A 21,555-nucleotide genomic window follows, 5' to 3' on the forward strand; every position below is an offset into this window, starting at 1 on the left:
GTGATGATCTTGAACGCCGCCGTCACCTTCTCCTCGCTGGCGCCGCCGCCCACGTCCAGGAAGTTGGCCGGGCTCTCCCCATAGAGCTTGATGATGTCCAGCGTCGCCATGGCCAGGCCCGCACCGTTCACCATGCAGCCGATGGTGCCGTCGAGCGCGATATAGGCCAGGTCATACTTCGACGCCTCGATCTCCTTGGCGTCCTCTTCGGTCTCGTCGCGCAGCCGGGCGATTTCCGGATGGCGGAACAAGGCGTTGGGATCAAAGCCGATCTTGGCGTCGAGCACCTTCAGCTTGCCGCCCTTGGTCACCACCAGCGGGTTGATCTCCAACAGCGCCATGTCGGTTTCCACGAAGGCGGTGAAGAGGCTGCGCGCCAGTTCCCCGGCCTGCTTGGCCAGATCCCCCGTCAGGCCGAGAGCGCGTGCCACCTTGCGACCGTGCAAGGGCTGGATGCCACTCGCCGGGTCGACCGAGAAGGTGACGATCTTCTCAGGGGTGTTGTGGGCGACCTCCTCGATGTCCATGCCGCCCTCGGTGGACACCACGAAGGCCACTCGCGACGTTTCCCGATCGACCAACAAAGAGAGATAGAATTCCGAGGCGATGGGCGCCCCCTCCTCCACATAGAGGCGGTTCACCTGCTTGCCATAGGGGCCGGTCTGCTGGGTGATGAGGGTGTTGCCGAGCATCTCGGCGGCGGCCTTGCGCACCTCCTCGGGCGTCGTCACCACCCTCACGCCGCCCTTGGCGCCCACGGGCAGTTCCTTGAAGCGGCCCTTGCCGCGCCCGCCCGCATGGATCTGGGCCTTCACCACGGTCACCGGCGCATTGATGGAGCGGGCGGCGGCTTCCGCCTCCTCGGCGGTGAAGGCCGGCAGGCCGCGCGAGACCGGAACGCCATAGTCCCGCAGCAGGGCCTTGGCCTGATATTCGTGAATGTTCATGGGCGCTCTCCCGCATTTCGTTGGGGCGTTGGAGCGCGTGGCCTTTTCTGCTCATGCCGCGCGCTCGTGGGCCGGTGCCCGGACGCAAACGCGCGCCGGGCGATACCGCTTCCGGCGTGACGCGGGAGCCGACAATCCGATCCGGGAAAGAAAGGTCCCGGGGCCTCAGCGCCGCAGGGGCGGCGCGCCGTCAAGCCATGGGGGCTGATCAACCCGAGGGGGCTTTGCCTCTGCCTCGGTGAACGCGAACTCAGGTGCCGGAAAGGCGCACCCGCTCCTTGCTGGCGGAGCGGCCGAAAGCGGGCCGCTGGACCTCGTGCATGCACCCGTTATGCCGGTCGGGCCGGCGGAAGGGACCATGCGGAGCGCGAATGCGCTCCGCATGACGGGCCGGGAAAACCCGGCGGAAACCTTCAGACCGCGCGGATCAGACCACGCGCTCGGAGTGCATTTCCTTGATCTGGTCGGCGGAATAGCCGAGCTCGGAGAGCACTTCGTCGGTGTGCTCGCCCAGCAGCGGAGAGCCGGTGATCTCCACCGACATGTCCGAGAACTTGATCGGGCTGCCGACGGTCAGATACTTGCCGCGCTGCTTGTGATCCACTTCCACGATGGTGCCGGAGGCCCGCAGGGACGGATCCTCGGCGATCTCCTTCATGGTCAGCACCGGCGCGCAGGGGATGTCGAACTTGCGCAGGATGTCCACCGCCTCGAACTTGGTCTTGTCGGCGAGCCAGCCTTCGATGGTGGCGAAGATGTCGAAGATCTTGTCCTGGCGGGCGCGGGCGGTGGCGTAGGCCGGGTCATTGATCCATTCCGGCTTGCCGATGGCTTCCGCCACCTTGCCCCAGGCCTGCTCCTGCACGGTGAAGTAGATGTAGGCGTTGGGATCGGTCTCCCAGCCCTTGCACTTCAGCACCCAGCCGGGCTGGCCGCCGCCGCCGGCATTGCCGCCGCGCGGAACCACGTCCGAGAAGGAGCCGTGCGGGTACTGGGGATATTCCTCCAGGTAGCCCACGCGGTCGAGGCGCTGCTGGTCGCGCAGCTTGACGCGGCAGAGGTTGATGACCGCGTCCTGCATGGACACCGCCACCTTCTGGCCCTTGCCGGTCTTGTTGCGCGAATGCAGCGCGGTGAGGATGCCGATGGCCAGGTGCATGCCGGTGTTGCTGTCACCCAGCGCAGCCGCCGATACGGTGGGGGGGCCGTCCCAGAAGCCGGTGGTGGAGGCGGCGCCGCCCGCGCACTGGGCGACGTTCTCGTACACCTTCAGGTCTTCATAATGATGGCCGTCGGAGAAGCCCTTCACCGAGGCGACGATCATGCCGGGATTGAGCTCGTTGATGCGCTCCCAGGTGAAGCCCATGCGGTCGAGCGCGCCGGGGGCGAAGTTCTCGACGAGGACGTCGCTCTCCTTGATGAGCTTCTCCAGCACTTCCTTGCCGGCCTTGGTCTTGGTGTCCAGGGTCAGGGAGCGCTTGTTGGAGTTGAGCATGGTGAAATAGAGCGCGTCCGCATTGGAGATGTCGCGGAGCTGGTTGCGCGTCACGTCGCCCGAGCCGGGGCGCTCCACCTTGATCACATCCGCGCCGAACCAGGCGAGGAGCTGGGTGCAGGCGGGGCCGGCCTGCACGTGGGTGAAGTCGATAATCTTGATCCCTTCCAACGGCTTGGTCATGTTCCACTTCCCTTTTGAGCGTTAGACTTCCCCTGACGCCGGGCCTCTCGCCCAGCATCAGAATTCCCAAGGCCCGGCGGCACGGAACTGCCCGCCGCCGGTATCGCCAGTGCGCCTGGCTGTTCTTCTGCCGGCTCAGGTCACGGCCTGGGCCTCCAGTTCGGCCACCCGCTTGCGCAGGGCCTTCTCCTCCTTCCACCGGGCGGTCTCGTCGCGGATGACAGCCACGATGCCGGTGGGCGTCGCCCCGCCGGACGTGAGCAGGGCCACGGTGAAGGAAATGGACAAAGCGTGACCGTCCTTGTGGAGCGCCGGCACGCGCAGAAGCTCGGTGCCGTAGCGCGTCACACCCGTGCGCATGGTCACGTGGTAGCCGTCCCAGTGCCGCTGGCGCTGGCGCTCGGGAATGATGATGTCGAGGGACTGGCCCAGGGCCTCCGCGGCGGCAAAGCCGAACATGCGCTCGGCCGCCCCGTTCCAGAAGGTGATGGCGCCCGTTCCATCGGAGACGACAATGGCGTCTCCGGCGCGGGCCGCCAGTTCCTCGAAGTCGATCGCCGGGGAAGGCGACGCAGACATTTCATCAGACATGGGCTCGCTCTAGCTTAGCAAGGTTAGCCACGGTGACGCGAAGACTTCACGCCGATGTCCGGACGTACCCGCGAAGCGCGGCACGGCCGGTGATCTTTGGTCACCCCCGACAGATGATCCGCTGGGGGTGACGGAACCTCATTCGGCGGCGAGGGGCAGCGGGGCCCCCACCGCCCCGGCGCGCCGCACCTCCTCAATGCGGTTGGCGTCGAAGCCGAGGACGTCCGCGAGGATTTCCTCGGTGTGCTCGCCGAGCAGCGGCGAGCGCTCCACCGGTACGTCATTGTCGGAGAGCTTGATGGGATTGCCGACGGTCACATAGGTGCCGCGCTCGGGATGCTCCACCTCCACCAGCGTGCCGGTGGCATAGAGCGAGCGGTCCTCGGCGATTTCCTTCATGGACAGGATCGGGCCGCAGGGAATGTCGTAGCGGTTGAGGATCTCCATAGCCTCGAACTTGGTGTGGGCCATGGTCCACGCCTCGATGCGGGTGAAGATCTCGTTGAGGTGCGGCAGCCGGGCGGGTGCGGTCGCGTAATCGGGATCAGTCTTCCAGGTGGGCTCGCCGATCACGTCGCAGATCCTCCCCCAGACCGGAGCCTGGGTGATGAAATAGATGTAGGCGTTGGGATCGTTCTCCCAGCCCTTGCAGCGCAGGATGCGGCCCGGCTGACCGCCGCCGGAATCATTGCCGGCGCGGGGCACGGTGTCGCCGAAGGGCACGCCCTCGCCGAACTGGCTGTATTCGGAGAGCGGCCCGCGCGCGAGGCGCTGTTGGTCGCGCATCTTGACCCGGCACAGGTTCAGGACGCTGTCCTGCATGGCGGCCAGCACCTTCTGGCCACGACCCGTATGCTCGCGCTGGAACAGCGCAGTGACGATGCCGAGCGCCAAATGCAGGCCGGTGCCGCTGTCGCCGATCTGGGCGCCAGTGACGAGAGGCAGGCCATCGCGGAAGCCGGTGGTGGAGGCCGCGCCGCCCGCGCACTGGGCGACATTCTCATAGACCTTGCAATGCTCGAAGGGACCGGCGCCGAAGCCCTTCACCGAGGCGAGGATGAGGCGCGGATTGAGCTCCTGCAGGCGCTCCCAGGTAAAGCCCATGCGGTCGAGGGCGCCAGGGGCGAAATTCTCCACCAGCACGTCGCACACCTTCACCAGATCCTCCAGCACGGCCTTGCCGGCGGCGTTCTTGGTGTCGAGCGTGATGGAGCGCTTGTTGGAATTGAGCATGGTGAAGTACAGGCTGTCCGCATTGGGGACATCCCGAAGTTGGGTGCGCGTCACGTCGCCTTCGCCGGGACGCTCCACCTTGATGACATCCGCGCCGAACCAGGCCAGCAGCTGCGTGCAGGTGGGACCGGACTGGACGTGGGTGAAATCCAGGATGCGAACGCCGTCTAGAGCCTTGCCCATGAGAGCCTCGTTGTTCCTCTGGACGCGCGCTTGAAGCGACGCTTGTTCTTTTTGTCCGTTGCCCCCGCGGCTTGCGGCGGCGGGATGTCCCGCGCGCCGCGCCCGGCAACTGTCAGATGAGAGGCGGACGGGACAGCGCCCCGCCCGCAGGGCTTTGCGCTGTCACTTCTTTTTCTTCACCACGCTCTGCGGGTTCAGATTGCCGATGCGGCCGCTCTCGGTGCCGGCCTGCGGGTCGATGACCGCATTGATGAGGGTGGGCTTGCCACTGTCCATGGCGTCGTCCACGGCGCGCTTGAGCTCATCGGGGGTCGTCACGTTCACGCCGACGCCGCCGAAGGCTTCCATCATCTTGTCGTAGCGGCTGTCCTTCACGAACACCGTGGTGCCCGGGTCGCGGCCGGTGGGATCGGTGTCCGTGCCGCGATAGATGCCGTTATTGTTGAAGATGACGATGCACACCGGCAGGTTGTACCGGCAGATGGTCTCCACCTCCATGCCGGAGAAGCCGAAGGCGCTGTCGCCTTCCACCGCCAGCACCGGCTTGCCGGTTTCCACCGCCGCGGCGATGGCAAAGCCCATGCCGATGCCCATCACGCCCCAGGTGCCCACGTCCAGGCGCTTGCGCGGCTGGTACATGTCGATGATGCCACGGGCGAGGTCGAGGGTGTTGGCGCCCTCATTCACCAGGATGGCGTCGGGCCGCTCCTTGATGACGGTGCGCAGGGCGCCGAGCGCGCCATGGAAGTCCATGGGCGAAGAATTCTTCATCAGGCGCGGCGCCATCTTGGCGATGTTCTCGTCGCGCTTGGTGACGATGGTGTTCACCCAGTCGGCGGGGGGCGCCGGCCAGTTCTGGCCCATGCCGGCGAGAAGGGCAGACACCACCGAGCCGATGTCGCCCACCAGCGGGGCGGCGATCTCCACGTTGGAGTCCATTTCCTTGGGCTCGATGTCCACCTGGATGAACTTCTTGGGCGCATCGCCCCAGGTCTTGCCCTTGCCATGGGACAGCAGCCAGTTGAGGCGGGCGCCGATGAGCAGCACCACGTCGCTGTCCTTCAGCGCGGTGGAGCGGGCGGCGCCGGCGGACTGGGGATGGGTGTCCGGCAGCAGGCCCTTGGCCATGCTCATGGGCAGGAAGGGAATGCCGGAGGTCTCCACCAGCGCCTTGATCTCCTCGTCCGCCTGGGCATAGGCCGCGCCCTTGCCGAGGATGATGAGGGGCCGCTTGGCGCCCTTGAGAACCTCAAGCGCGCGGGCCACGGCGTCGGGGCCGGGGATCTGGGCCGGAGCCGGATCGATCACCTTCACCAGCGACTTGGCGCCGGCCTCGGCATCCATCACCTGGGAGAAGAGCTTGGCCGGCAGGTCCAGATAGACACCGCCGGGACGGCCCGAGCAGGCGGCGCGAATGGCGCGGGCGACGCCGATGCCGATATCGGCCGCATGCAGCACGCGGAAGGCGGCCTTGCAGAGCGGCTTGGCGATGGCGAGCTGGTCCATTTCCTCATAGTCGCCCTGCTGGAGGTCGACGATCTCACGCTCCGAGGAGCCGGAGATGAGGATCATGGGGAAGCAATTGGTGGTGGCGTTGGCGAGCGCGGTCAGCCCGTTGAGGAAGCCCGGCGCCGACACGGTCAGGCAGATGCCCGGCTTCTTTGTGAGGAAGCCGGCGATGGCGGCGGCATTGCCCGCATTCTGCTCGTGGCGGAAGGAGACCACGCGGATGCCCTCGGCCTGCGCCATGCGGCCGAGATCCGTGATCGGAATGCCCGGCACGTTATAGATGGTCTCGATGCCGTTGAGCTTCAGCGCATCGATGACGAGGTGGAACCCGTCGGTGAGCTCCTGCTCGGGAACGTTGGCTTCGATGATCTGTGCGACTGCGGACATCCCGCTTCCTCCCGGAAAACTTTTGACTTTAAGCCTTTGACTTGCTTCGCGCCCCGGCCCGGAGAGCCAGGACGTCGACCTTGTCGCCGGGCCCTTCCGGCCCGCCAGGGCGCGGACGAAAGGGCTCCCGCAATTCCGTTTCTGCGCCCGCTATTCGGGAAACACGCCGTGCCGGTCCACATGGTCGGCCAGGCCCAGCGTGTGTTCCCGCACCAGGCGTTCGGCCTGGTCGGGATCATGGGCCTCCAGCGCATCAATGATGGCCATGTGCTCGCGCATGGAGGTCTGCGACCGGTTCTCCTGCCGGATGGACACGGCGCGGATGGCGCGCATGTGCAGGAACAGGTTCTCGGTCATGTCAGCGATCAGGTTGCAGCCGCCCATGCGGATGATGGCCTGATGGAAATCGATATTGGCCTGCGAGTAATCGTGCATGTGGGCACTGAGTGGCTCGCGCTCGAACGCGTTGAACAGCTCCCGCAGGCCCTTCAGCTCGGCCGCGCTCGCGCGCTCGGCGGCGAGGCGCGCGGCCATGCCCTCGAGTGCCGCCCACACGGTGATCATCTCGATGATCTCCCGCTTGGTCTTGCGCACCACGAAGATGCCGCGACGGGGAACGGAGCGCACGAAGCCCTCCTGCTCCAGCACCGTCATGGCCTCGCGGATCGGCGTGCGGCTCACCCCCAGGTCCTCTGAGAGCTGACGCTCGTCGAGGCGGAATTCGGCGGTCGAGCCATAAATGTCCATCTCCGTGATGGCGCGCTTCAGGGCGTCATAAGCCAGCATGCGCAAGCTCGAACTGGCCCCGAGCGGTTCCACATTCAGCTTCGGTGTGTCGGCGACCTGATGCACGGCCGGTGTTCCCTTCCCTGTGGCGGACGCCTTCTTGTGGGCGAATGCCGTCGGTGAAATACTGTGTACGGTATTTTTTAGAGGGACACAATCCCCTCTCCAGGCGCAAGAATGTTGCGCTGCAGCGGATTTGCGGGACTTTCCAAATGCAGGGCGGGAGCGAGCCGAATCCCGGGATCAGCCGCGTCCGCCCCCCCGCCTCACAAAGTGCGCCCTCGACGCAGCGACGCCCGGGCTTTGCGGCACGGAGGTCGGTCCAAGGCGGAGGCGGAGGGCGCACCGCAGTGCGGCGCGCCCTCCGGACGTCATTCGGCGGCGGCGGGCTTGGGGCCGCTGCCGAGGCGCTCGCGCACCTTCGAGATGAGCGGCCAGAACAGCATCACCAGCGCCAGGGTGACGATGGAGCCCACCAGCGGGTTGGACCAGAAGATCCCCAGATTCCCCTGGGAGACCAGCATGGCCTGGCGGAAGGAGCTTTCCGCCATGTCGCCCAGCACCAGGGCCAGGACCAGCGGCGCCAGCGGGTAGTTCAGCTTCTTGAAGACATAGCCGATAACGCCGAAAACCAGCATGACCGCGATGTCCAGCCCCGCATTGTGGACCGTGTAGGCACCCACCGCGCAGATGACGAGGATGATGGGCGCGATCACCGAGAAGGGGATGCGCAGGATCGCGGCAAACAGCGGCACCGTGGTGAGCACCACAATGAGGCCGGCAATGTTGCCGAGATAGATGGAGGCGATGAGGCCCCACACGAAGTCCTTCTGCTCCACGAACAGGAGGGGACCCGGCTGGAGACCCCAGATCAGCAGGCCGCCCAGCAGCACCGCCGCGGTCGGCGAGCCGGGGATGCCGAGCGTGAGCATGGGCAACAGCGCCGAGGTGCCGGCCGCATGGGCCGCCACTTCCGGCATCACCACGCCCTCCAGCTCGCCCTTGCCGAAATTCTTGCCGTTCTTGGAGAATTTCTTGGCAAGGCCATAGCTCATGAAGGAGGCGGGGGTCGCGCCGCCGGGGGTGATGCCCATCCAGCAGCCGACGATGGCCGAGCGCAGCGCGCCCACCCACATGGCCGGCAGCTTGGCCCAGGTCTGGAACACCACCTTGGCGTTGATCTTGGCGCTCTTGCCCTTGAAGGCGAGGCCCTCTTCCATGGTCAGCAGGATTTCACCCACGCCGAACAGGCCGATGACCGCCACCAGGAAGTCAAACCCGCGCAGCAACTCCACGGAGCCAAAGGTCATGCGCAACTGGCCGGTCACGGTGTCGATGCCCACGGCGGCGAGCGCGAAGCCCAGCGTCATGGCCGCCAGCACCTTGAAGGGCGATTCGCGCCCCATGCCCACGAAGGAGCAGAAGGTCAGCAGGTAGACCGCGAAGAATTCCGCCGGCCCGAACTGCAGCGCGAACTTGGCGATGACCGGTGCCAGGAAGGTGATCAACAGCACGGCGAAGAAGGCGCCGATGAAGGAGCCGGTGAAGGCGCCGGTGAGCGCCTCGCCCGCCTTGCCTCTTTGCGCCATGGGGTGACCATCGAACGTTGTGGCCACCGACCACGGCTCACCTGGAATGTTGAACAGCACCGAGGTGATGGCGCCGCCGAACAGCGCTCCCCAATAGATGGAGGAGAGCATGATGATCGCCGACACCGGCGACATGGAGAAGGTGAGCGGCAGCAGGATGGCCACGCCATTGGCGCCACCAAGGCCCGGCAGCACGCCGATGAGCACGCCGAGCGCGATGCCCACGAACATGTAGACGATGTTCATGGGGTCGGCGAGAACGGAGAAACCTCCGATAAGAGATGAGAGCGCTTCCACGTATGTCCTCCCCAGCTCCCCGGCGCGTGCTGCGCGGGGTGAACGGGTGATGATGAGAGGGACCTCGCCTGCGGCGGTCCGCGGCTGAGCCAGCGGGGCGCGCCTGCGTCTTCCCGTGTTCGAACATTGAGCGGCCGTGGGGCGGCCATTTCGGGCCGGCGGGCTCGGAGCGCGGGGTCATGCCAGACCCGGGACGGCGAGCGCATCAGGGAAGGCCGGCGGCGCAAAACCGGCGGCCGATCCAGGGTCTTTTACGGGGCGTGGACCTGGTCAGAGGGGCAGGCCATGACCGGATCGAAGCCTCGGAGCCGCGCCCGCGGACACAGGCGGGCAGCGGCAGCGCTCAGTAGCCGAGCGCGGTTTCGATCGGTCCCTTGGGCAGCGGCACCAGGAACCAGATCTCAAACATGACGAACAACACGAGCGGAACGCCCACGGCGACGGGCAGGATCACCTGCCACTTGTACTTGCCGAGCCAGGCCATGAAGAAGGCGATGAAGATCATCGACGCCACATAGATGCCGATGAACTCGATCAGCACCACATAGACGACGGTCGGCACCAGGACCTTCAACACCGACCCCAGTTGCTCGCGGTCGACGAAGTTCGTCAGGTTCGGCGTCTTGGTGACGAGGTTCTGCACGAGCGTGCCAAGGCTCGCCACGAACATGATCAGGCCCACATAGAAGGGAAAGTAGCCCGCCTGCGGACCATCCGACGCCCAGCGCGCGCCCACGCGCCAGCTATCGGCCATCACCAAAGCCGCCACGCCCATGAACAGGACCGCCACCACCACATCCATGGTGCGCGTCGTGACGGTGTGCTCGCTTTTGTCAGTTTCGGAACTCATGCCTCAATCCTCCGAACGGGAGATCGACGCGGGGCGGAAGGGCGGAGGGCGCACGGCCCCCCGCGCGACCCGTCACTTCGCGACGAAGCCAGCCTTTTCCATGAGCGTCAGGTGGGTCTGGGCGGCCTTGCCGAGCCAGGCCTTGTATTCGTCACCCGTCAGCATGGTGGTGTTGAAGGCCCCCTTCTGCATGAAGTCCTTCCACTCGGGCGTCTCGCGCACCTTCTTGAACAGGTCCACATAATACTCGACCTGGTCCTTGGTGACGCGCGGAGGCATGAAGATGCCACGCAACATCAGGTATTCGATGTCGAGGCCGGCTTCCTTGCAGGTGGGGATGTCGCCCCATGACTTGCCGTCAGCGACAGGCTCCTTGTAGGCGAGGCGCTGATAATCGAACACGCAGAGCGGCTTGACCTCGCCCGCGCGCCATTGGGAAACGGCCTCGATGGGATTGTTGACCGAAGACGTGATGTGGCCGCCAACCAATTGCGCCGCCACGTCGCCACCGCCCTTATAGGGAACGTAAATGAACTTGGCGCCGGTCTTCTGCTCGATGGCGGCAGTGATGATCTGGTCTTCTTGCTTCGACCCGGTGCCGCCCATCTTGAACTCGGAGCCTGCAGAGGCAGCCTTCAGGGCGGACAAGTAACCGGCAACGTCATTATAAGGCGCCTTGGCATTCACCCACAGGATGAATTCGTCCAGCGCCAGCATGGAGACGGGGGTCAGATCATCCCACTTGAATGGGACGCCCGTGGCCAGCGGCGTTGTAAAGATGTTCGACAGTGAAATGATGATTTTATTGGCATTCCCCGCGGACCCCTTGACGTCAAGGAAGCCTTCCGCGCCAGCACCGCCAGATTTGTTGATGACCACCAGGGACTGCTTCATCAGATTGTTTTTCTGAATGATGCCCTGAATCATGCGCGCCATCTGGTCGGCGCCGCCGCCGGTGCCTGCGGGGACAATGAATTCCACCGTTTTGGTGGGTTCCCAGGCAAAGGCAGACAAAGGAGAAAGCGCGACCAAGGCCGTACAGGCCACAGCGAGACGCTTTACCGTTTTTGAAAGAGCCAAACGCATTCGTCTTTCCTCCCGGATCGTCCGCCATTTTTTAGCGCGGATCGCTATGACGTAACGTCTTGACGTAACTGCGATTTAGCCACCCTTTGGCTGAGGGCGACAGGGAAAGAGTATTCTGTATGTCAGCTCGCCGCAATCGAAATTGTCTATGCATAATTCGAAATTCCAAATACTCATATCTGTAATCTGAAATACATTATTTCAGAAAAGACATTTAGCACTTGCACACGCAGTATTCGCGGTCGCGAAATCAACCTTGCGGCACCTGGCTCCAGCATCCGGACCGGCACTTCTGCCGTCACCGTGCCCGGCGGCGGCGGCAATATCCTCGCAATTTCCGGCACATGCAGACGACCGCACGCACGTGTCGCTCGGCCACCCACTTGCGGGTGCCCGACGACGAAGAACAAGGCCCAGCCGACCCCGCGCCCCGGACCTTTGCGCTGCAACGAAAACGGATGCCGCTGTGCCCTTCAGTCGGCAAAGTCGGGAGAGGATTGCCGTGCCTCGCCGCCGCCAGAATAGAGGCGGGTCATTTCCTCGGCAGCGGCCACGACGCGGCGCCCCAGGCGCTGCACGCGGTCATCGCTCATGCGCACCGCCGGAGCCGAGAGGGAGACGGCGCCAATGGGCTCGCCCCATTCATTGAAGATCGCCGCCGCCACCGAGCGCATGCCCAGCGTATGCTCTTCGTCATCAAGGGCAAAGCCGCGCGCCACCACCTGCTCCACATCATCCATCAACTCCCGCTCGGAGCGGTGTGTGCGCACGGTGAAGGCTTCGTAGCGGATCTGTGCAAGGCACGCGCCCCGGAAGGCGGGGCTTGCCACGGCCAGGATGCACTTGCCCGCAGCCGAAGCATGGAGCGGCAGGCGGGCACCCAGGCGAAAAAAGGCGCGCACCGGCGCGTGGCCTTCCGCCTGCGCCACCACCACCAGCTCGCTGCCGTCGAACATGGAGAGGTTCACGGTCTCCTCGGTCTCATGTAGCAGGCGGCGTACCACTGGCCGGCCGATGTCAGGCAGCTTGCGGATGCGCAGATAGGCGGCGCCGATCCGGAACAGGCCGAGGCCCACGGTCCACAGGCCATTCTCCTGGTCGTGGCTGACCAACTGGCGCTTCTGAAGCGTGGCGAGCAGACGATGCACGGTGGAAGCCGGCAGGTCCGCACGCCGCGCGACGTCCGACAGGCTCATGCCGTCCGCCTCCGACAGGACCCGCAGCAATGCGATGGCCCGGTCCAGCGACTGCACTTCTCCGCCCTCGGCGGCGGGAGATGCGGGGCGGCCGCGGCGCCTGGGCAAGAGTACCTGGTCTTCCATGCTCGGCCGCCTCCCTGGCCCGCCCACTTCAAGTGCGACGCGCCCACTTAGCATAGGCGATCCGTAGGCAGCCGCCAGAGCGGGTCGGCGACGCTGCGTCAATTTTCCGTATTTTGGAAATTTTTCTCAAAATCCTAAATTCACTCTTGAGCAAGCAGCTTCGCTTCGCTAAAAATCTGGCATACAAAATACTCCATCATCGATACGGGGAGGGTGCGCCAAATGAAGGTTTGCATCTATGGGGCGGGCGCCATCGGTGGGTATATGGGCGTGCAGTTGGCTCTTGCAGGGGCCGAGGTCAGCCTCGTCGCCCGCGGGGCGCATCTGGAGGCCATGCGCAATGACGGCGTGAAGCTGCTGATCGGCGGCGAGGAGCGGGTGGCGCAGGTGAACGCAACCGACGATCCTGCGACGCTCGGGCCGCAGGATTATGTGATCATCGCCCTGAAGGCCCATTCCGTGCCGAGCGTGGTGGACCGCATGCGCCCCCTGCTGGGCAACGACACCTCCGTGGTCACGGCCGTGAACGGCGTTCCCTACTGGTATTTCTACAAGCATGGCGGCGCGCTCGAGGGCCGCACGCTGGAAAGCATCGATCCGGGCGGACGCCAGTGGGACGTGCTGAAGCCCGAGCGCGCCATCGGCTGCATCGTCTATCCCGCCACAGAGGTGGTGGCCCCCGGTGTCATTCAGCACGTCTATGGCGACAAATTCCCCCTGGGCGAGCCCTCGGGAGAGCGCTCCGAGCGGGTGGAACGCCTCGCCGCCATGATGAATAAGGCAGGCCTGCGCGCGCCGGTGATGGATAATATCCGCGACGAGCTGTGGCTGAAGCTGTGGGGCAATCTGTGCTTCAACCCCATCAGCGCCCTCACCCACGCCACCCTGGACGTCATCGCCGCCGATCCGGACACCCGCGCCGTCGCCCGCGCCATGATGTTGGAGGCGCAGGCCATTGCCAGCCGGCTGGGGGTCAATTTCCGCGTGGATGTGGAACGGCGCATCAACGGCGCGGGCGCGGTGGGCGCCCACAAGACCTCCATGCTTCAAGACCTGGAGCGCGGTCGGCCCATGGAGATCGACCCGCTGGTCACGGTGGTGCAGGAAATGGGACGGCTCCTCGACATGCCCACCCCAACCCTCGATGTGGTGCTCGCCCTGGTGCGCCAGCGGGCGGCCATGGCGGGCGTGGGCGACCACCTCTCTTGTCCGCCGCTGACCGCCGCGACCCTGTCGACGGCGGCCACCAAGCACTGAGCGACACCTCCTGGCGATCCAACAAAAAAGGACCCGTGCCGCCCGGCACGGGTCCTTTTTTTCATATCATCCCGATGGCCGCGCCCCCTGGCAACGGCCCCGGCCTCTCACTCCTCCGCAACCGCCACGCTGGGGCCGGCGGCAGTGGTGGAGCCGGTGCTGAGGGCAACGCCCGTAATGGCGTAGCCGAGAACCAGGACAGCGAAGACGGCAATGCGCTTCAACATGGAAAATCTCATGTCATCTGGACGAAGGACGGTCTCACACGGGGCTCGTGCGCACCGCCACGGTGTCGCCTAAAGGGTTCTCAAGAGGTTAAGATCGGACCGCACCGACCGGAGACCGGCACCGTCTTCTCCCGACACAGTTAATGCGCCGCGGCGCTTCCGGTTCCCCGTTCGCACCGCAGCAATTGCGGCGCATCGGATAGCGCAGCCATTTTGCTTCGTCGAGCCATACGTTGGATGGGCTGACCCCACTTTTTTGCATGATCTTACCTCCGAAAAGCCAATGAAGGCCGATGTGGCAAGGCCGGTTGCAAATATGTCTCGCCGACAGGAATAACAGGCCGCCGAAGCCGAGCTTCTCTCCCGCAGCTTTTCCCCAGGGACGCGAGACTCTAGAGGAAGGGCCGACACCGCATTCCACATGAGATCCCCGCATGCTGCGCAAGCTCTACGACTGGGTGATTGCCTATTCCTCTCGCCCGTCGGCCCCTTGGGCGCTCGGCATCGTGTCGTTCGCGGAGAGCTCGGTCTTCCCCATTCCCCCCGATGTGCTCCAGGTGCCCATGACCCTGGCGCGGCCGGAGAAGGCCTGGACCTATGCGCTCATCGCCACCTTGTCCTCGGTGGCTGGCGGCCTGGTGGGCTATGCCATCGGCGCGCTGCTCTATGACAGCGTCGGCCTCTTCCTGATCAATCTTTACGGCTATGGCAGCAAGGTGGAGACCTTCCGCCACGCTTACGCCCAATATGGCCACTGGGTGATCCTGCTGAAGGGCCTCACCCCCATCCCCTACAAGCTGGTGACGATCACCTCCGGCTTTGCCGATTACAGCCTGTTCTGGTTCGTGGTGCTCTCGCTCATCACCCGCGGCGCGCGCTTCTTCCTGCTGGCGGCGCTGCTGCGCTATTTCGGCCCGGCGGCGCGCAACTTCATCGAGAAGCGCCTGGGCCTCGTCACGCTCGGGCTGTTCGCCGTGGTGGTCATCGGCCTGGTGGCGGCGGTCTATCTGTTCTGACAGGCCCACGGCCTGAAACGAAGAACGCCCGGCCTGCGCGCGCAGGCCGGGCGTTCTTCGTTTCGCAGGTGAGATCCCGCCTCAGCGCGGGAGCGTGGTCGCGCCCATCAGGTCCTTGTCGATGGCATGCGCCGCCTGCCGCCCCTCGCGGATGGCCCAGACCACCAGCGATTGGCCGCGCCGCATATCGCCCGCCGCATAAAGCTTCGGGACGGAGGTGAGATAGGCGGTCTCGTCGGCCTTCAGGTTGCCGCGCTTGTCGAGGTCGGCGCCGGACTGCTCCAGCAGCCCCGCGCGCAGCGGGCCGGCAAAGCCGATGGCCAGGAAGACGAGATCCGCGCGCAGCACGAACTCGGTGCCGGCGATGGGCTGGCGCTTCTGGTCCACGCGGGCACACTTCACGCCGGTGACACGGCCATTGCGGCCCTCGATGCCGAGCGTGGCGCAGGCGAACTCGCGCTCGGCGCCCTCGGCCTGGGAGGAAGAGGTGCGGAACTTGGTGGGCCAGAAGGGCCAAACGGCCAGCTTGTCTTCCTTCACCGGCGGCACCGGGCGGATGTCCAGCTGGGTGACCGAGAGGGCGCCCTGACGGAAGGCGGTGCCCACGCAGTCGGAGGCGGTGTCGCCGCCACCCACCACAACCACATGCTTGCCGGCGGCCAGAAGCGGCAGCTCCCGGCTCACATCCTCGCCGCCGCCCCGGCGGTTCTGCTGCACCAGATAGGGCATGGCGAAATGCACGCCCTCGAACTCCTGGCCGGGCAGCACCGGATCGCGCGGGTTCTCGGCCCCGCCCGCCAGCAGAACGGCATCATAGGTGTCGAGCAGTTCCTGCAACGGCTTGGTCACGCCCACATTCACGCCATAGTGGAAGGTGACGCCCTCGCCTTCCATCTGCGCCACGCGGCGATCGATGTGCTTCTTTTCCATCTTGAAGTCCGGGATGCCATAGCGCAGCAGGCCGCCGGCCTTGGGCTCGCGCTCGAACACATGGACATCATGGCCCGCGCGGGCGAGCTGCTGGGCGGCGGCAAGGCCGGCCGGCCCGGAGCCCACCACGGCCACCGAGCGCCCGGTGCGGTGCGCCGCCGGCTCGGGCTTGATCCAGCCGGACTTCCACGCCTTGTCGGCGATGGCCTGTTCCACCGTCTTGATGGTGACGGGCATGTCCTCGAGATTCAGCGTGCATGCCTCCTCGCAGGGGGCGGGGCAGACGCGGCCGGTGAACTCAGGGAAATTGTTGGTGGAGTGCAGGTTGCGGGACGCCTCTTCCCAGTCCCCCTGATAGACGAGGTCGTTCCAGTCGGGGATCTGGTTATGGACCGGGCAGCCGGTGGGTCCATGACAGAAGGGGATGCCGCAATCCATGCAGCGGGCGGCCTGGTTGGCCACCTCGGAATCCGGCAGGGGCAAGGTGAATTCGCGGAAATGGCGGATGCGGTCGGAGGCGGGCTGGTACTTCTGCTCGCGCCGATCGATCTCAAGAAAACCCGTGACCTTACCCATGCCTACCCCTCCGGGAGCCGCGTCGCACGCTGGGCGCCGTCTGCTCCATTACAAGAATTGTTCCAGGTTGAGGACAAGAAATTGTGCCTTGCGGCAAGAGCGCGGCCCGCAACCGCCGCCGACCCTCCCGGCCGGTCTGGCACCGGACGGAAAGGCCGGCCCGCGGACCCGCCCCTCTCCGCACGCCGCGGCCGGAGAAGGCTCCGGGCCGCGACCGAAGGCACACAGGCGGCTTACTCGGCCGCCTGAAGGCCGCGCAGTTTCTCCATTTCGCGCAGGGCGCGGCGGTACTCCACCGGCATCACCTTCACGAACTTGCTCCGGTAGTCGGCCCAATGGTCCAGGATGGTCTGGGCCCGGGCCGAGCCGGTGTGGTGGAGATGTTTGACGATGAGCTGGTGAAGACGCTCCTCGTCGTGGCGGGACATGTCGCCCTGCACGTCGATGCGGCCCTTGAACTCAAGGTCGCCGCCATGGTGGTGCAGGCGTTCCAGGAGGTCTTCCTCCTCTTCCACCGGCTCGATGTCCACCATGGACAGGTTGCAGCGCTTGGCGAAGGTCTTGTCCTCGTCCAGCACATAGGCGACGCCGCCGGACATGCCGGCCGCGAAGTTACGTCCCGTCGGGCCGAGCACCGCCACGATGCCACCGGTCATGTATTCGCAACCATGGTCGCCAGTGCCTTCGACGACGGCGATTGCCCCCGAATTGCGCACCGCGAAGCGCTCGCCGGCCACGCCACGGAAGTAGCACTCGCCCGAGATGGCGCCATACATGACGGTGTTACCGACGATGATGGAGTTCTCGGGGACAATGGCGCTGTGGGCCGGGGGACGCACGATGATGCGGCCGCCGGACAGGCCCTTGCCCACATAGTCGTTGGCCTCGCCCACCAGGTTCAGCGTGACGCCCGCCGCCAGGAAGGCGCCGAAGGCCTGTCCCGCCGTGCCGGTGAGGTTCACGGTGATGGTGTCGTCGGGCAGGCCGGCGCCGCCATAGCGCTTAGCCACGGCGCCCGAGAGCATGGCGCCCGCGGAGCGGTCCACCGAGCGGATCGGGCTGTCGATGACCACAGCCTCGCCATGCTCCAGAGCGGGATTGGCCTTCTCGATGAGGGTGCGGTCGAGCACCTTCTCGATGGGGTGATGCTGGCGCTCGGTGTGGCGCACGCCCACATTGGCGGGCACGTCGGGCTTGGCGAACAGGCGCGAGAAGTCGAGCCCCTTGGCCTTCCAGTGGTCGATGGCCGCCTGCTGGTCGAGGATGTCGGAGCGGCCGACCATGTCCTCGAACTTGCGGAAGCCCAGCTGGGCCATCAGCTCGCGCACTTCCTCGGCGACGAAGAAGAAGTAGTTGATGACGTGCTCGGGCGTACCCTTGAAGCGCTTGCGTAGCACCGGGTCCTGCGTCGCGACCCCGACGGGGCAGGTGTTCAGGTGGCACTTGCGCATCATGATGCAGCCGGCCGCGATGAGCGGCGCGGTGGAGAAGCCGAACTCGTCGGCGCCGAGCATGGCGCCGATGATGACGTCGCGGCCGGTGCGCAGGCCGCCATCCACCTGGAGGGCGACGCGGGAGCGCAGGCGGTTGGCCACCAGGGTCTGCTGGGTCTCGGCCAGGCCCATCTCCCAGGGCGAGCCCGCATGCTTGATGGAGGTGAGCGGGGATGCGCCCGTGCCGCCCTCGAAGCCGGAGATGGTGATGTGGTCGGCGCGCGCCTTGGCCACGCCCGCCGCCACCGTGCCCACGCCCACCTCGGAGACGAGCTTCACCGAGACATCCGCCTCGGGATTCACGTTCTTGAGGTCGTAGATGAGCTGCGCCAGGTCCTCGATGGAATAGATGTCATGGTGCGGCGGCGGGGAGATGAGGCCGACGCCCGGGGTGGAGTGGCGCACCTTGGCGATGACCGCATCCACCTTGTGGCCGGGCAATTGGCCACCTTCGCCGGGCTTGGCGCCCTGCGCGACCTTGATCTGCATCACGTCGGAATTGACCAGATATTCCGCCGTCACGCCGAACCGGCCCGACGCCACCTGCTTGATGGCCGAGCGCATGCTGTCGCCGTTCGGCAGCGGCTTGAAGCGTTCGGGCTCCTCGCCGCCCTCGCCGGTGTTCGACTTGCCGCCGATCCGGTTCATGGCGATGGCCAGCGTGGTGTGCGCCTCGCGGGAAATGGAGCCGAACGACATGGCGCCGGTGGCGAAGCGCTTCACGATGTCCGCCGCGCTCTCCACCTCGTCCAGCGGGACGGGAGCATGGCCGAACTCGTGGGCATCGCGGATGCGGAACAAGGCGCGGACGGTCAGGAGCTTCTTGTCCTGGTCGTCCATCATGGCCGCGAATTCGCGATACCGGTCGCGGGCATTGCCGCGCACCGCATGCTGGAGCGTGGCGACGCTGTCGGGCGACCAGGCATGGTCCTCGCCGCGCATGCGGTAGGCATATTCGCCGCCCACATCCAGCGCCATGCGATAGACCGGCGCGTCGGAGAAGGCGAGGCGATGACGGCGCACCGTTTCCTCGGCGATCTCGGCGAGGCCGACGCCCTCAATGGTGGAGGCGGTGCCGAAGAAATACTTGGACACCAGCTCGGAGGACAGGCCCACCGCGTCGAAGATCTGTGCGCCGCAATAGGACTGGTAGGTGGAGATGCCCATCTTGGACATCACCTTCAGCAGCCCCTTGTCGATGGACTTGATGTAGCGCTTGACGATCTCGTAGTCGTCCACCTCCTCCGGGATCTCGTCGCGCATGGCGACCAGGGTCTCGAAGGCCAGGTAGGGGTTGATGGCCTCTGCGCCATAGCCGGCGAGGCAGGCGAAGTGATGGATCTCGCGGGCCTCGCCCGTCTCCACAACGAGGCCCACGGAGGTGCGCAGGCCCTTGCGGATCAGGTGATGGTGGACGGCCGCGGTCGCCAGCAGCGCCGGGATCGGGATCCGGTCCGGCCCGGTCATGCGGTCGGAGAGGATGATGATGTTATAGCCGCCATGGACGGCCGCCTCGGCACGCTCGCACAGGCGCTCGAGGGCGCCTTCAAGACCGGCCGCGCCCTTGTCGGAATCATAGGTGATGTCGAGCGTGCGGGTGTCGAACCGCTCTTCCATGAAGCCGATGGAGCGGATCTTCTCCAGGTCTTCATTGGTGAGGATGGGCTGACGCACCTCAAGCCGCTTGCGGCGGGCATTGCCCTCCAGGTCGAAAATGTTCGGCCGCGGCCCGATGAAGGACACCAGGCTCATGACCAGTTCCTCGCGGATCGGGTCGATGGGCGGATTCGTCACCTGGGCGAAGTTCTGCTTGAAATAGGTGTAGAGCAGCTTCGACTTGTCGGACAGCACCGACACGGGGGTGTCAGTGCCCATGGAGCCCACCGCCTCCTGGCCGGTGACGGCCATGGGGGGCAGGAGGAGTTTGAGGTCTTCCTGGGTATAGCCGAAGGCCTGCTGGCGATCGAGCAGCGACACGTCGGTGCGCACCTCGCGCGCCTCCACGGGACGCAGGTCCTCCAGCACCAGCTGGGTGTGCTTCAGCCAGTCCTTGTAGGGGTGCGCCTTGGCAAGCGAGGTCTTCACCTCCTCGTCGGGAACGAGGCGGCCTTCCTCCAGGTCCACCAGCAGCATCTTGCCGGGCTGGAGGCGCCACTTGGTGACGATCTTCTCCTCGGGCAAGGTCAGCACGCCCATTTCGGAGGCGAGCACGATGGTGTCGTCGCTCGTCACCATGTAGCGGGCGGGACGCAGGCCGTTGCGGTCGAGAGTGGCCACGATCTGCCGGCCGTCGGTGGCGACGATGGCCGCCGGGCCGTCCCACGGTTCCATGAGGGAGGCGTGGTATTCGTAGAAGGCGCGCCGCTCCTCATCCATGAGCGGGTTGCCCGCCCAGGCCTCGGGCACCAGCATCATGGCCGCGTGCGGCAGCGAGTAGCCGCCCTGGACCAGGAATTCCAGCGCGTTGTCGAAGCAGGCCGTGTCCGACTGGCCCTCATAGGAGATGGGCCAGAGCTTGGAGATATCAGCGCCGAAAAGGTCGCTATCCACCGAGGCCTGCCGGGCCGCCATCCAGTTCACGTTGCCGCGCAGCGTGTTGATCTCGCCGTTATGGGCCACCATGCGATAGGGGTGGGCCAACGGCCAGGCGGGGAAGGTGTTGGTGGAGAAGCGCTGGTGCACCAGGGCGAGCGCGCTCTCGAAGTCTGGGTCGTGCAGGTCGGGATAATAGGCGCCCAGCTGGTCGGCCAGGAACATGCCCTTATAGACCAGCGTCCGGCACGACAGCGACACGGGGTAGTAGCCGGCGGTGCGCGGGTCGTTGGCATTGTAGACGCAGTTGGAGATCACCTTGCGCAGCACGAACAGGCGGCGCTCGAAGGTGTCCTCGTCGACGATGCTCTCCGGCCGGCCGATGAAGATCTGGGCATGGTCGGGCTCGGTGGGCAGCACGCTCTCGCCCAGCGAGGAATTGTCGGTGGGCACGTCGCGCCAGCCGATAAGCGTGAGGCCCTCCTCCGCCACGACACGCTCATAGGCCGAGCGCACGATCTCTGCGCCCTCCTTGTCGCGGGGCAGGAAGATGTGGCCGACGGCATACTGGCCGGGCTCCGGCAAGGTGAAGCCGAGGCGCGCGGCCTCCTTGGCGAAGAAGCGGTGGGGGATCTGCACCAGCATGCCCGCCCCGTCGCCCGCGCGCGGGTCCGCGCCCACGGCCCCGCGATGCTCCAGGTTGAGCAGGATGGAGATGCCATCCTCGATGATCTTGTGGGACTTGCGGCCCTTGATGTCGGCGATGAAGCCGACGCCGCACGCGTCGCGCTCATGGGCCGGGTCGAACAGGCCGGATGCCGGGGGGCGCCCGACAATCGCATTGGTTTTGACGGCGGCGGCACCCATCGCCACGCTTCCGCTCAATCCCTTCTCGCGATCCGTCGACATCTCTCCGCCCTCTCCCTTTGCCCGGATGTAACTCCGGCACCATGCAACTCTCGCACCAGCGGTGGCGCACCGCGCAAAAAAGCGCACGTCCAAACGAGACGTACGCCATCTGTCAGTGCAAAGCGCGATTGATAGGGCAGCAGGACTGCCCTATCTC

General features: G+C 65.7%; 14 protein-coding genes. 2 read left to right on the top strand and 12 right to left on the bottom strand.

All coding sequences use genetic code 11. The features are described from left to right. The 10 genes from sucC to PV781_RS21820 form a co-directional block, all read right to left on the bottom strand. Nucleotides 1–947: ADP-forming succinate--CoA ligase subunit beta (sucC, locus tag PV781_RS21775; protein ID WP_274777726.1), on the bottom strand; the 947-nt coding region annotated here is incomplete at its 3' end. Between the two features lie 427 nt (nucleotides 948–1,374). Next, entirely contained in the window at nucleotides 1,375–2,625 is a 1,251-nt protein-coding gene (gene frc / locus PV781_RS21780; RefSeq protein ID WP_274777727.1) for a formyl-CoA transferase, read from the bottom strand. 135 nt (nucleotides 2,626–2,760) lie between these two features. Continuing rightward, the gene (locus PV781_RS21785) at nucleotides 2,761–3,216 is read right to left on the bottom strand and encodes a PAS domain-containing protein (protein ID WP_274777728.1); all 456 of its coding nucleotides are present in this window, start codon (nucleotides 3,214–3,216) and stop codon (nucleotides 2,761–2,763) included. A gap of 138 nt (nucleotides 3,217–3,354) precedes the next feature. After that, on the bottom strand, nucleotides 3,355–4,632 hold the full coding sequence (frc, locus tag PV781_RS21790; RefSeq protein WP_274777729.1) for a formyl-CoA transferase: 1,278 nt from the start codon (nucleotides 4,630–4,632) through the stop codon (nucleotides 3,355–3,357). Between the two features lie 162 nt (nucleotides 4,633–4,794). Continuing rightward, nucleotides 4,795–6,528 carry an oxalyl-CoA decarboxylase gene (oxc, locus tag PV781_RS21795; protein ID WP_274777730.1) on the bottom strand — a complete coding sequence of 578 codons (1,734 nt, stop codon included), beginning with the start codon at nucleotides 6,526–6,528 and terminating at the stop codon, nucleotides 4,795–4,797. 150 nt (nucleotides 6,529–6,678) lie between these two features. Further along, on the bottom strand, nucleotides 6,679–7,314 hold the full coding sequence (locus PV781_RS21800; protein WP_274777792.1) for a GntR family transcriptional regulator: 636 nt from the start codon (nucleotides 7,312–7,314) through the stop codon (nucleotides 6,679–6,681). A gap of 371 nt (nucleotides 7,315–7,685) precedes the next feature. Beyond that, a complete protein-coding gene (locus tag PV781_RS21805) occupies nucleotides 7,686–9,200 on the bottom strand; it encodes a tripartite tricarboxylate transporter permease (RefSeq protein ID WP_209103990.1) in 1,515 nt (504 codons plus the stop codon). A 343-nt stretch (nucleotides 9,201–9,543) separates the two neighbouring features. Continuing rightward, nucleotides 9,544–10,050, bottom strand: coding sequence for a tripartite tricarboxylate transporter TctB family protein (locus tag PV781_RS21810; RefSeq protein WP_274777731.1), 507 nt, complete (start codon nucleotides 10,048–10,050; stop codon nucleotides 9,544–9,546). 72 nt (nucleotides 10,051–10,122) lie between these two features. Beyond that, nucleotides 10,123–11,136, bottom strand: a complete 1,014-nt coding sequence (locus PV781_RS21815) for a Bug family tripartite tricarboxylate transporter substrate binding protein (protein ID WP_274777732.1) — start codon at nucleotides 11,134–11,136, stop codon at nucleotides 10,123–10,125. A gap of 473 nt (nucleotides 11,137–11,609) precedes the next feature. Further along, complete coding sequence (locus PV781_RS21820) at nucleotides 11,610–12,458, bottom strand: IclR family transcriptional regulator (protein WP_274777733.1); 849 nt, start codon at nucleotides 12,456–12,458, stop codon at nucleotides 11,610–11,612. A gap of 222 nt (nucleotides 12,459–12,680) precedes the next feature. On the opposite strand from PV781_RS21820, the gene PV781_RS21825 reads away from it, so the two are divergent. Both PV781_RS21825 and PV781_RS21830 read left to right on the top strand, forming a co-directional pair. Next, complete coding sequence (locus PV781_RS21825; RefSeq protein WP_274777734.1) at nucleotides 12,681–13,715, top strand: 2-dehydropantoate 2-reductase; 1,035 nt, start codon at nucleotides 12,681–12,683, stop codon at nucleotides 13,713–13,715. Nucleotides 13,716–14,376: 661 nt separating this feature from the next. Then, the gene (locus PV781_RS21830; protein ID WP_209103994.1) at nucleotides 14,377–14,958 is read left to right on the top strand and encodes a YqaA family protein; all 582 of its coding nucleotides are present in this window, start codon (nucleotides 14,377–14,379) and stop codon (nucleotides 14,956–14,958) included. 81 nt (nucleotides 14,959–15,039) lie between these two features. Here PV781_RS21830 and PV781_RS21835 read toward each other — a convergent pair whose 3' ends face one another. Together PV781_RS21835 and gltB are read right to left on the bottom strand one after the other, a co-directional pair. After that, nucleotides 15,040–16,464: a glutamate synthase subunit beta gene (locus PV781_RS21835; protein ID WP_274777735.1), complete on the bottom strand. Its 1,425-nt coding sequence runs from the start codon at nucleotides 16,462–16,464 to the stop codon at nucleotides 15,040–15,042. Between the two features lie 233 nt (nucleotides 16,465–16,697). Further along, nucleotides 16,698–21,398 (bottom strand): glutamate synthase large subunit, encoded by a 4,701-nt coding sequence (gene gltB / locus PV781_RS21840; RefSeq protein WP_489667332.1) that lies wholly within the window; start codon nucleotides 21,396–21,398, stop codon nucleotides 16,698–16,700. Nucleotides 21,399–21,555: the final 157 nt, after the last annotated feature.

The organism is Aquabacter sediminis (assembly GCF_028863665.1).
In the GTDB taxonomy this organism is placed as follows: Bacteria; Pseudomonadota; Alphaproteobacteria; order Rhizobiales; family Xanthobacteraceae; genus L1I39.

Coding starts and splice junctions, on each gene's coding strand:
- PV781_RS21800 (WP_274777792.1), bottom strand. CDS start 7,314: ATGCTGGCTTATGACGCCCTGAAGCGCGCCATCACGGAGATGGACATT.
- PV781_RS21825 (WP_274777734.1), top strand. CDS start 12,681: ATGAAGGTTTGCATCTATGGGGCGGGCGCCATCGGTGGGTATATGGGC.
- gltB (WP_489667332.1), bottom strand. CDS start 21,398: ATGTCGACGGATCGCGAGAAGGGATTGAGCGGAAGCGTGGCGATGGGT.
- frc (WP_274777729.1), bottom strand. CDS start 4,632: ATGGGCAAGGCTCTAGACGGCGTTCGCATCCTGGATTTCACCCACGTC.
- oxc (WP_274777730.1), bottom strand. CDS start 6,528: ATGTCCGCAGTCGCACAGATCATCGAAGCCAACGTTCCCGAGCAGGAG.
- PV781_RS21815 (WP_274777732.1), bottom strand. CDS start 11,136: ATGCGTTTGGCTCTTTCAAAAACGGTAAAGCGTCTCGCTGTGGCCTGT.
- PV781_RS21830 (WP_209103994.1), top strand. CDS start 14,377: ATGCTGCGCAAGCTCTACGACTGGGTGATTGCCTATTCCTCTCGCCCG.
- PV781_RS21820 (WP_274777733.1), bottom strand. CDS start 12,458: ATGGAAGACCAGGTACTCTTGCCCAGGCGCCGCGGCCGCCCCGCATCT.
- PV781_RS21835 (WP_274777735.1), bottom strand. CDS start 16,464: ATGGGTAAGGTCACGGGTTTTCTTGAGATCGATCGGCGCGAGCAGAAG.
- PV781_RS21810 (WP_274777731.1), bottom strand. CDS start 10,050: ATGAGTTCCGAAACTGACAAAAGCGAGCACACCGTCACGACGCGCACC.
- PV781_RS21785 (WP_274777728.1), bottom strand. CDS start 3,216: ATGTCTGATGAAATGTCTGCGTCGCCTTCCCCGGCGATCGACTTCGAG.
- frc (WP_274777727.1), bottom strand. CDS start 2,625: ATGACCAAGCCGTTGGAAGGGATCAAGATTATCGACTTCACCCACGTG.